Source organism: Bradyrhizobium sp. (genome assembly GCF_030693485.1).
Classification (GTDB): domain Bacteria; phylum Pseudomonadota; class Alphaproteobacteria; order Rhizobiales; family Xanthobacteraceae; genus Bradyrhizobium.
This window is the reverse complement of the sequence record NZ_JAUYAN010000283.1, coordinates 1-11,149: the sequence shown is the minus strand read 5'-3', so window position 1 is coordinate 11,149 and position 11,149 is coordinate 1. Positions and strand designations below refer to the sequence as shown.

Below are 11,149 nucleotides of genomic sequence, written 5' to 3'. Positions count from 1 at the left end.
TTCATGACGGTCGGCCGTGTCGCCGTCGAAAAGAATCTCGAAGCGTTTCTGGCACTGAACCTGCCCGGATCGAAGGTCGTGATCGGCGACGGGCCACAGAAGGCGGAGCTGGAGCGCCGCTATCCGAAGGCAAAATTCCTCGGCGAGAAAACCGGCGCCGATCTGACTTCTCATCTGGCGGCGGCGGACGTCTTCGTGTTCCCGAGCCTCACCGACACTTTCGGCGTCGTTCAACTCGAGGCGCTGGCGTGCGGCACCCCGGTCGCGGCGTTTCCGGTCACGGGTCCGCTTGATGTGATTGCCGATCATCCGGTCGGCGCCCTGGATACCGACTTGCGCCGCGCCTGCATCGGCGCGCTGAGCCTGTCCCGGGAAGCCTGCCGCCAATTTGCGCTCGAACGTTCCTGGGAAAACAGCGCAAGGCAGTTCATCGGCAATCTCAGCGCATTGCAACCGAGCCGTTCGCTGCGACCCGTTCGCCACGTGGCGGCGGGCAGCGCAGTGCGCGGTTAGTTGGTCAATCACAAGGAATTATCATGGCAGAAATCATCAAGCTTGACGGCACCAGGCAATTGGACTTCGACCGCGAGACGGTCGAGCAGGCCTATGACCGCTGGGCCCCGGTCTATGACCTCGTGTTCGGCGGCGTATTCAGCAAGGGCCGCCACACCGCGATCCAGGCCACCAACGGCATCGGCGGCCGCGTGCTGGAGGTCGGCGTCGGCACTGGCATCTCGTTGCCGCAATACTCACCCCACCTTCGCATCTTCGGGACCGATATTTCGGAGGCCATGCTGCGCAAGGCGAAGGCGCGGGTGGCGGACATGCGCCTGAAGAACGTCGAGGGCTTGGCGGTGATGGACGCGGAGAAACTCGAATTTCCGGATGGCGCCTTCGACGTCGTGATGGCGCAGTATGTGGTGACGGCGGTGCCCAACCCGGAAGTAGCACTGGACGAGTTCGCACGGGTTCTGCGGCCCGGCGGCGAATTGATCCTGCTGAGCCGCGTCAGCGCCGATGCCGGGATGCGTCGCTTCATCGAGCAACGGCTGCAGCCGGTGGTGCGTCAGCTCGGCTGGCGAACCGAATTCGCCTGGTCGCGCTACGCGCAATGGCTGGCGGCTGCGCCCGGCATGGAACTGGTCGAACGCCGCCCGGTGCCGCCGTTCGGCCACTTCTCGCTGATCCGTTTCCGCAAGACCGAAGCCGCCGCGGCCGCCGCTTGAGCTCATGCGAGCAGCCGGCCGGCGTCGGCGTCGTCATGAAACGTCACATGTCATTACGATGTCGTCACATGCAGGACATCGAATCCTAGTAAATAACATCGACCTAACCTGGGGGAAGAGATGCTCAGCAATTTCCGCGAACAATTGCGAACGCAACGGTGGGATGACCATCGTTACTACCATCACAGCCGTATCAACCAGAGCCTGCACTTCGTCAGTGCCGCGAGCTTTCTGATCGCCTACGCGCTGCTGTTCGTCGATCCGGTCGCTGCCGCCCTGATCGGCTGGCTGGTCTCGATGACTACAAGGCAGGCGGGTCACTTCTTCTTCGAGCCGAAGGGTTACGATCATGTCAACGAGGCAACCCACGACCACAAGGAAGAAATCAAGGTCGGCTACAATCTGAACCGCAAGATCGTGCTGATGACGGTCTGGGCGCTTTCGCCGCTGGTACTGTTCCTCGATCCGACCCTTTTCGGGATCTTCGCGCCCTGGAGCTCGCCGGCCGACTTCATGCGCCAGGTCGCCAAGGTCTGGCTGGCGATCGGGATCGGCGGACTCCTGTTCCGGACCGTGCACCTGTTCTTCATCCGCGACGTCGAGACCGGCCTGGTGTGGATGACCAAGATCCTGACCGACCCGTTCAGCGACCTCAAATTGTACTACAAGTCGCCGCTGTATTTGCTGAAGGGCGAGTTGATCGATCCGGGCCTCGAAAAACACGTCAAGCGCGCTTGATAGACCAATGATCCAGACGACGGTCGCGTCTTCACTGCGACCGTCGTCGCGTGATCATCTCTTTCAGGATCTGCCGGCGGATCGCCTTGTTGGTGAGCGCTGCGTCGCGGAACCACCAGCCATCCCGCTTCATTTTTTCCGCCGCGGCAACAAAGCGGTCGGCGACTTCAGCAAAATCAGTTTCGGTATAGTTCAGGCTGAATATCAGACGGCCGGTTCCGACCCAGCTCAATGCCAGCTGCTCCGCCCGCAAATAGTACTGAAGCATCCAGTTGTAACGCGACGGCTCTGTATATTGCACCATCCAGATCGACGACAGGTTGCAGACCCGGACCGGCAGATCTTGCGCGGCCAGCGTTTCGTTGAGCTGCCGCGCCCGCGCGTCCCAGGTATCGTCGAGGCCGTCATAGACCTTTCGGAAGGTGGGATCCTCAAGACGGGTGAGGAACTCGTCCATCGCGGTCATGACGTAAGGGTGCGAGTTGAAGGTACCACGCGCAAAGCAGATGTCGACCGGGCGGTCGTCACGATAGCGGCGCATCAAATCCTTGCGGCCGCAGACCACGCCGACGGGAAGCCCGCCCGCCAGGCTCTTGCCATAAGTCACCATGTCGGCGCGGACGCCGAAATATTCCTGGGCGCCGCCGGCAGCCAGCCTGAATCCGACGAACACCTCGTCGAAAATCAGGACGATGCCGCGCTCGGTGCAGACATCCCGCAGCGCCTTGAGCCACTCACCATACGCCGCGCGGTCGAAATGGCCCTTTCGCGAGCTGTCGACCAGCGCGGAATCGGCGGCAGCGCCGGCGTTGGGATGAAGCGCCTGCAGCGGGTTGACCAGCACGCAGGCGATATCGCTCCGCGTCTTCAGCACGTGGAGCGTCCGCTCCGACATGTCGGCCAGCGTATAGGTCTCGTGCGGCGAGATCGGATTGCCGACGCCGGGCTGAACGTCGCCCCACCAGCCGTGATAGGCGCCGGCAAAGCGCACCAGATGCGAACGGCCGGTGTGGTAACGCGCCAGCCGCACCGCCTGCATCACGGCCTCGGTGCCGGACATGTGGAACGAGACTTCGTCGAGCCCGGATATCGCGCACAGCCGCGCCACGTTGTCGGTAATAACGGGATGGTAGGGACCGAGCACCGGGCCGAGCGCGTGGGCCCGCGCCGCGGCCTTCGCAATGCAATCCTTGTAGAAATCGTTGCCGAAGACATTGACGCCGTACGAGCCGGTCAGGTCGTAAGAGACGTTGCCGTCGGGGTCGGTGACCGTGACTCCCGCAGACGATGCCATGAACGCGCTGGAGCCGAGATGCTCGCGGACCAGCCGGCTGTACTGGAACGGTACCCGGTAGGCTTCGGTGAATTGCAGGTCGGAGATTCGCTCCGCGGCCTGCAGCGTCATCTGCCGGCCCGTGGGGTAGCGCTCCTTGTAGAGCGCGGCGAGTTTGAAGAAGCCGTCCTGCCGCTGCAGGGCGACTTCAGCCGGCGCGCCATCCGAGCGGAAGAAATCATCGATGCCGAATTCGTAAAACGGCACCAGCCGTGCGACCAGGCGGGACATCTTGGAATGTCCGGTCAGCGAGCGGTGCTTGGCCCGCGAAAGCGCCAGCCGGGCGTTCAATTTGGGAAATACTGTCGCGGCGCCGGTTATCGCAACCGCGGACAAAGCGAGAATCGGGAGAGGGGAATCCATGCCACCAGCGCTAACCAGTCCAGCTGACAGGATCATGACAGTGCGGGGCCTGATCTCCGCCTTGACCCAGCAGGAAAACCTCAATTTCCTGCTGACCAACCGGATCCCACGGGCGGCGCTGACCCGGTTCATGGGCTGGTTCAGCAAGATCGAAAATCCAGTGATCCGGGACGTGTCCATCGCGTGCTGGCGGCTGTTCTCCGAACTGGACCTCAGCGAGGCGCGCAAGACCAGCTTCAAGAGCTTGCACGATTGCTTTATCCGCGAACTCCGCCCCGGACATCGGCCGGTCGACCCCGATCCGGCCGTTGTGGTCAGCCCGTGCGACGCCATCATCGGCGCGCATGGCCGGATCGAGGATACCGAGCTGTTTCAGATCAAGGGCGCGCCATACTCGCTCCTGGACCTGCTCGGCGACCCCGCGCTGGTCGAGCAGCACCGCAATGGCCGCTTCATCACGCTACGCCTGTTGTCCAGCATGTACCATCGCTTCCACGCGCCGCATGATTTCAGGATCGAGCGGGTCACGTTCGTCCATGGCGATGTCTGGAACGTCAATCCGATTGCGCTGAAGCGGATCGAACGGCTGTTCTGCAAGAACGAGCGCGCGGTCATCCAGACGCGGCTGGCGACTGGCGAAGCGCTGACGCTGGTGCCGGTGGCCGCGATTCTGGTCGCGAGCCTGCGGCTACATTTTCTCGATCTCACGCTCAATGCACAAAGCCGCGGGCCGACCGTCTTTCCCTGCGATGCAAGCTTGCGTAAGGGCGATGAACTCGGGTGGTTTGAGCACGGCTCGACGATCATCGTGCTGGCGCCTGATAATTTCGAGTTCTGCGACAACGTGATGGACTCCGCGCGTATCAAAGCCGGTCAGCCGTTGATGCGGCGCGCTGAAGCATTGAAGCCGACGTGAACGGCACGATTCATCCGCCTGTCGTAAAACCTTTGGCGCAGAGTCAAGTTGAGCGGGCACCCTTCGTCACGATTCGACGAGGGTGCCGGAATGCCGACTGCGAGACACGCCAAGCAGGCACTGAGCAGACGCCAATTGCTGGTCAGGTCAGCGGCCACGGTCGCGCTGGCGGGATTGGGAGGTCTCGCCAAACCCTATCTGAGCCGCGCCGCGGACCGGCCACTCATCACGAGCGGGATAGCCTCGGGCGATGCCTCGGCTGATTCCGCCGTGATATGGGCGCGAGCCGACCGGCCGGCGCGCATGCAGGTGGAATGCTCCACGGTCGAAAGCTTCAGGACCATTATTCGCACCGCATCAGCGCGGGCGCTGCCGGACAGCGATTTCACCTCGAAACTTTTGCTGGAAGGCCTGCCGCCCGGGCAGGATATTTTTTACCGGGTGCGGTTTGAAGATATCGCCGACGCCGGGATTTCGGGTGAAGCGCAGGTCGGTCACTTCCGCACCGCGCCCCTTGTGCAGCAATCGGTATCGTTTGTCTGGTCGGGCGATACCGCAGGCCAAGGCTGGGGCATCGATCCCGGCCGCGGCGGCATGCGCACCTACGCCACCATGCGCGGAAACCGCCCCGACTTCTTCATTCATTGCGGCGATCACATCTATGCCGATTGTCCGATCGAGGCCGAATTGAAACTGCCGGACGGCAGCCTCTGGCGCAATCTCGTCACAGAGGACAAATCCGTTGTCGCCAAAACCATCGCGCAGTTTCGCGGCAACTACAAATACAACCTGCTCGACGAGAATTTGCGCGCCTTCAATGCGGAAGTGCCGATGCTGGCGCAGTGGGACGACCATGAAGTGACCAATGACTGGTCGCCGATCGGTACCGCCGACGAAACCGGTTACACCGAGGACGGCACCTCCCGCCTGGTGGCGCGCGCGGCCCGGGCATTTCATGAATTCATGCCGATCCGGGAGTTGCCGGCGCAGGCCGGCCGGATCTATCGCAAGATCAGCTACGGGCCGCTGCTCGATGTGTTTCTGCTCGACATGCGCAGCTATCGCGATTCGACCTGGAACAGGCACGGCGATGGCAATGACGCCTGCATCCTCGGATCGATCCAGCTGGCCTGGCTGAAGCGCGAACTCGCGGCGTCCGACGTGACATGGAAGGTGATCGCGGCGGACATGCCGATAGGCCTGGTCAGCGAAGACGGCATCGCGCTCGGCGATGGCCCGCCGGATCGGCGCGAATGCGAAATTGCCGATTTGTTGTCCCACATGAAGCGCGCCGGCATCAGGAATACGGTGTGGCTGACGGCCGACATGCACTATACGGCTGCGCACCGTTACGATCCGAACCGCGCGGTCTTCCAGGAGTTTGAAGCATTCTGGGAATTCGTCTCCGGCCCGCTGCATGCGGGAACATGGGCTCCCGCTCCGCTGGACAACACCTTCGGTCCGGCGGTGGCGTTTCAAAAGGGCTGCAGCGCGGAGCAGGGTGAGAACCTCGCGCCGTGTTTCGGACTGCAGTTCTTCGGCCGCGTCGATATCGACGGCGAATCAGAGGTGATGACGGTGACCTTGAAGGATGTCGACAACCGGGACCTGTGGTCGGTCGATATCGAGCCGCGGCCGGACGCGCGGCCGGCAAGAATTCTGTCGCAGCAGTTCTGACGCCGGCAACCCGACTTTTTCCAGGCCCTGCTCGGAAAACCGCAACGCCATCCCGATCTACGGTATGCTGGCATTGCATTGGCAGCATAGGGATGTGGGATGGTACGGGCGCCGGTTCTGGCGGCGGGAGGCATTGTGCTGCGGCAGGACGAAACGCCGCTGATCGCGGTGGTGCGGCTGCGCAAGCGCAATGAATGGGTACTTCCCAAGGGCAAGCTCGATGACGGCGAAACCGCCCGCGAAGCAGCCCAACGCGAGGTATTGGAAGAAACCGGACACCACGTCGTCGTTCACGAGTTTCTGGGAACGCTGGTCCAGGAGTCTAGTCGGGGCTCAAAGGTCGTTCACTACTGGCGGATGGAAGCCCATGGTGGACAGACCCACGCTCTGATGCGCGATGTGAAGGCGGTCGACTGGCTGCCGCTCGACCGGGCCATCGAACGGCTCTCGCGCGGATATGAGCGCGCGTTTCTGGCGAATGTGGGCCCGTTCGCGCTGGAGGCGGCAGCGCTTTCGCGGGCCGCAGCGCCAGTCGCGGCGCAGGATTCCGGCCGACACGATAAGCCGGGCGGGGCACGAAGCCGGCCCGGCAGCCTGATATGGAAACTGTGGGAGTGGTTGCGGCGTGCCATCTGACGGGATCGCGGAGCGTTCGTCCATGAAGGTCCGGTTGCGGCTTGTGAGCAGCATTGCGCTGAGGGCTGGGCAGTCCAGCGTCCGGAGATTTTACCCGAGGCCCGTCCTTCGATAACTTGCCTTGCAGGCGGCGAGGAAGCCGCCTTTTGACCAAACGCAGGCGCACGTCCGGCGGAGGAAAGACAAGGGGTGGGCATGCTGGAGAAAATCAGGACCTCGGCCGAAACCGAGGCAAGATCATGGATCTCCGACTTCGGCCGTTCGTTGGCTGGCGGTGACGTAGCAGCGCTTGGCGCGCTGTTTGTGCCGGACAGTCACTGGCGAAACCTGTGCGGCATGTCCTGGGAGATCGCGACCTTCAGCGGCGCCGGTAGGGTGGCGGATGAACTATGCTGGCGCGCGCACGAGGTGGCAGCCACCGGATTTGACGTCGACAACGAATTGCTGGTGCCGCGTCGCGCTGTGGTCGCCGGGCAGGACGTGATTGAGGCGATTTTCCGGTTCGATACGGCGAACGGTCCTGCTGTCGGCGTCATCAGGCTGTTGCCTTCGCCCGGCGCGGCGCCGAAGGCGTGGACGCTGTCGACACTGCTAGATATGGACAGGATCAGCGCCACGAAGTCCGCCAATATCGAGCCTGCCTCGCACAATCGCGATTTTGCCAAACAGAACTGGCTCGAAGATCGCCAGGCCGAAATTGCCTTCGAAGGCCGCGAGCCGGATGTTCTGGTGGTGGGCGGCGGGCATGCCGGGATTTCAGCTGCGGTCGAATTGAAGCGGCTGGGCTTCGATACGCTCGTGATCGACAGGCAGCAACGTATCGGCGACAACTGGCGGCTGCGCTATCACGGTCTCAAGCTCCACAACAAGACTCCGGTCAATCATCTTCGCTACATGCCGTTTCCTCCGAACTGGCCAGATTACATCCCCAAGGACAAGATCGCGAACTGGCTCGAAGCCTATGTCGAGAGCATGGAGGTCAACTTCTGGACCGGCACCGTGTTCGAGGGCGCCGAATACAATGAGGCGACGCAGACCTGGATGGCGCGGATTAGGCGCGGCAACGGCAGCGTTCGCATGCTGCGCCCGAAGCACATAGTGATGGCCACCAGCGTCAGCGGCACGCCCAACATTCCCACCATCGCCACGATCGAGAATTTCGCCGGCAAGGTGCTGCATTCCAGCCAGTTCTCCGCGGGTTCGCAGTGGCGCGGCAAGTCCGTCGTGGTGATGGGGACCGGTACCAGCGCGCATGACATCTGTCAGGAGCTGCAGGCCAACGGCGTCGACGTCACCATGGTTCAGCGCAGCCCGACCATGGTCGTCAATGTCGATCCCAGCGCGCAGCTCTACGACAAGAGCTATCTCGGCGACGGGCCGGCTGTTGAAATCAGGGACCTCCTGAATGCCTCGGTGCCGCTGGAAGTGGTCAAGGCCTCGCACAAGATCATCACCAGGGAGGTCCGGGAACTCGACGCGCCGCTGTTGTCGCGGCTGGAGCAGGCGGGCTTTCAGCTCGAGTTCGGTGAAGACGGCACCGGCTGGCCATTAAAATTTCGCACCCGCGGCGGCGGCTATTATTTCAATGTCGGCTGCTCCGAGCTGATTGCCGACGGCAAGATCCGGCTGATCCAGGCAAGCGACATCGGGCAGTTCATCAGCGATGGCCTTGAGCTAAACGATGGCTCGACGCTAAGGGCGAACCTCGTGGTGCTGGCGACCGGCTACAAGGGCCAGGATCATATCGTGGGTTCGCTGTTCGGCCCAGAAGTCGCCACGCGCGTCGGGCCGATCTGGGGCTTCGATGCCGCCAGCCAGGAAATGCGCAACATGTGGACCCGCACCAGGCAGCCCGGGCTGTGGTTCACCGGCGGTTCGTTCTCGCAATGCCGGATCTATTCCCGCTTCCTCGCGCTGCAGATCGACGCCATCGAGCAGGGACGTCTGGAGAAGGCATCATAGCCCTGGCGCAAGGATCTGCGGGATCTCACCCCGTTCGCTTGGAGCGGATTCAGCGCGATGGACGGTTTGGATCGCAACTGCGCGCAATTTGAGTGTGATTTCCCTCAAAAAACACCTGGACGCGGATATCGCCGGCTCCTCCAGGCGAGCAGGTATTCGGGTATCGCCGTCTTATTTTTCCAGGCGGCGTAACTTTCGCGGGCTCCGCTGCGAAACTCACTGGCCGACCGTCCAGGCATCCTCGGAGATACATCTAACATGTCATTGAATTATCTGAAGACACTGATCGCAATCGCCTTCCTTACCGGCTCGTCGCTGATGGCCCAAGCCGGGCAACCGTTCGATACGAAGGCGTTCCAGCAAGCGCAAGCGGCTGGGAAGCCCATCCTCATTGATGTGACCGCACCCTGGTGTCCGACGTGCAAGGTGCAACGACCAATCGTCCAGGAAATCGAAAAATCGACGCCGAACCTGGTTGTCTACGAGGTGGATTTCGATAGCGCGAAGGATGTCCTGAAGCGCCTTCGGGTCCAAAGTCAGAGCACCCTCATCGTATTCAAGGGCGCCAACGAAGTTGGCAGGTCAACCGGGGACACCAATCCCGCCAGCATCAGGGCTCTCGTCTCGAAAGGCTTGTGAGGGTGTCCGAGCTCGGCAACCTGGCTCTCAGCTACGCCGCGGGCGGGTTGTCGACCCTCTCGCCATGCGTTCTTCCATTGCTGCCGATCGTACTCTTCGGCGTGCTTGAAAAGCATGCCTGGGGGCCGGTTGCACTGGCTGCCGGCCTTGCGACATCGTTCGCCTTGCTCGGTACCCTGATCGCCTCGATCGGCTTCAATATCGGCCTCGACCCCGCAACGCTCAGATACGCCATCGCGGGGCTGATGCTGGCCATGGGCGTAGTGCTGCTCGTTCCCGCGCTGCAGGGAAAACTGGCGGTTTTCGCAGCGCCCGTCGCAACGGGCGGCCAAACGTTGCTCGATCGCATTCAACCCTCCGGGCTTGGAGGACAATTCGTGCTCGGAGGTTTGCTGGGCGCAATCTGGTCGCCCTGTTCCGGTCCGACACTGGGAGCCGCGATCGGACTTGCCGCCCAGGGCGACACAGTGATCAAGGCAGCCGCCGTGATGGCCGTGTTCGGGCTCGGAGCGGCTACGCCCATCCTGGCGCTCGCCTATGGTTCCAGGCAGGCCATCTTCGCCCGCCGAGACCTGCTGGCCAGGACTTCACGCATCGCCAAACCGGTCATGGGTGCAGCATTCGTGTTCGTCGGCGCCTTTGTTCTCACCGGCCTCGACAAGATCGTCGAAACTTCGCTGACGAATGCCATGCCCGATTGGCTGACGGCTCTGACGACCGGTCTCTGAATTCACCCTGCCACGGCAGGGCGGACCTAAGAGCCCGACAGATTTCGTTGCTGAAAGCGAAAGGGCAGGCCAGTCGCACAAGCGACTGGCCGACCGGGTTCCTCAGAACGGATTGGTGACGATGCCGCCGTCGGCGCGCAAGGCGGCGCCGTTGGTCGCGCTGGCGGCCTTGGAGCAGACGTAGCAGATCAGGTTGGCCACTTCTTCCGGTGTGGCATAGCGCTGCAGCAGCGATGCTGGCCGGCGTTCGGTGAAAGTCCTGGCGGCGAGTTCGTCGGCGGTGATGCCGAGGCCCTTGGCGCGCGCGGTCAGCCGCACCGGCGCCATCTCGACCCAGGTCGGGCCGGGCAGCACCGAATTGACCGTGATATTGGTGGCCTTGGTTTGCTCGGCGGCGCCGCGCGCGATATAGAGCTGGGCGGCTTTCGAAAAGCCGTAATGCACCATCTCCTTCGGCACGAAAACGGCGGATTCGCTGGAGACGAACACGACGCGGCCCCAGTCCTTGGTATCGAGCATTCGCTTCAGATAGTGCCGGGTCAGCCGCACCCCGCTCATGACGTTGACGTCGAACATTTTCGTCCAATCGGCGTCCTTGATGTCGAAAAAGGCCTTGGGCTCGTAAATGCCGAGGTTGTTGACGAGAATGTCGACTTGCGGGAATTGCGCCACCAGCCCGGCGCAGCCCTCGGCATGGCCGAGATCGAACACCGCCGCATCCGCCTGGGCGTTGGGCACGGCCTGTTTGATTTTCGCGATCGCCTCGGCGACCGACGCGGCTTCGCGGCCATTGACGATGACGCCCGCTCCCATGCGCGCCAGCCCGATGGCGGTGGCGAGCCCGATGCCGCGGGTCGAGCCGGTGACCAGCGCGAGCTTTCCGGTGAGGTCGATGTTCATTTTTCACTCCCTTGGCGCGATCAAGCTGCCG

General features: G+C 62.6%; 11 protein-coding genes. 9 read left to right on the top strand and 2 right to left on the bottom strand.

The genetic code is table 11. The annotated features are described in order from the left end of the window. From Q8N40_RS20665 to Q8N40_RS20655, 3 genes are all read left to right on the top strand, one after another. Positions 1-513: glycosyltransferase (locus Q8N40_RS20665; RefSeq protein ID WP_305713113.1), on the top strand; the 513-nt coding region annotated here is incomplete at its 5' end. 23 nt (positions 514-536) lie between these two features. Beyond that, on the top strand, positions 537-1,226 hold the full coding sequence (locus Q8N40_RS20660) for a class I SAM-dependent methyltransferase (RefSeq protein WP_305322375.1): 690 nt from the start codon (positions 537-539) through the stop codon (positions 1,224-1,226). Positions 1,227-1,346: 120 nt separating this feature from the next. Beyond that, complete coding sequence (locus tag Q8N40_RS20655; protein WP_305713112.1) at positions 1,347-1,964, top strand: hypothetical protein; 618 nt, start codon at positions 1,347-1,349, stop codon at positions 1,962-1,964. A 31-nt stretch (positions 1,965-1,995) separates the two neighbouring features. Here the strand turns inward: Q8N40_RS20655 and Q8N40_RS20650 are convergent, their stop codons facing one another. Continuing rightward, positions 1,996-3,660, bottom strand: coding sequence for an aminotransferase class III-fold pyridoxal phosphate-dependent enzyme (locus tag Q8N40_RS20650; protein ID WP_305713111.1), 1,665 nt, complete (start codon positions 3,658-3,660; stop codon positions 1,996-1,998). A gap of 34 nt (positions 3,661-3,694) precedes the next feature. On the opposite strand from Q8N40_RS20650, the gene asd reads away from it, so the two are divergent. The 6 genes from asd to Q8N40_RS20620 all read left to right on the top strand — a co-directional run bounded on the left by asd (position 3,695) and on the right by Q8N40_RS20620 (position 10,218). Next, a complete protein-coding gene (asd, locus tag Q8N40_RS20645) occupies positions 3,695-4,576 on the top strand; it encodes an archaetidylserine decarboxylase (protein ID WP_305322372.1) in 882 nt (293 codons plus the stop codon). Positions 4,577-4,666: 90 nt separating this feature from the next. After that, positions 4,667-6,253, top strand: coding sequence for an alkaline phosphatase (locus Q8N40_RS20640; RefSeq protein ID WP_305713110.1), 1,587 nt, complete (start codon positions 4,667-4,669; stop codon positions 6,251-6,253). A 99-nt stretch (positions 6,254-6,352) separates the two neighbouring features. Then, positions 6,353-6,889, top strand: coding sequence for an NUDIX hydrolase (locus Q8N40_RS20635; protein WP_305322370.1), 537 nt, complete (start codon positions 6,353-6,355; stop codon positions 6,887-6,889). Positions 6,890-7,084: 195 nt separating this feature from the next. Beyond that, positions 7,085-8,851: an NAD(P)/FAD-dependent oxidoreductase gene (locus Q8N40_RS20630; RefSeq protein WP_305322369.1), complete on the top strand. Its 1,767-nt coding sequence runs from the start codon at positions 7,085-7,087 to the stop codon at positions 8,849-8,851. A 258-nt stretch (positions 8,852-9,109) separates the two neighbouring features. Beyond that, positions 9,110-9,490: a thioredoxin family protein gene (locus Q8N40_RS20625; RefSeq protein ID WP_305713109.1), complete on the top strand. Its 381-nt coding sequence runs from the start codon at positions 9,110-9,112 to the stop codon at positions 9,488-9,490. 2 nt (positions 9,491-9,492) lie between these two features. Beyond that, positions 9,493-10,218, top strand: coding sequence for a cytochrome c biogenesis CcdA family protein (locus Q8N40_RS20620; RefSeq protein WP_305713108.1), 726 nt, complete (start codon positions 9,493-9,495; stop codon positions 10,216-10,218). A gap of 102 nt (positions 10,219-10,320) precedes the next feature. Here Q8N40_RS20620 and Q8N40_RS20615 read toward each other — a convergent pair whose 3' ends face one another. Further along, entirely contained in the window at positions 10,321-11,118 is a 798-nt protein-coding gene (locus Q8N40_RS20615; RefSeq protein ID WP_305322366.1) for an SDR family NAD(P)-dependent oxidoreductase, read from the bottom strand. Between the last annotated feature and the right edge of the window lie 31 nt (positions 11,119-11,149).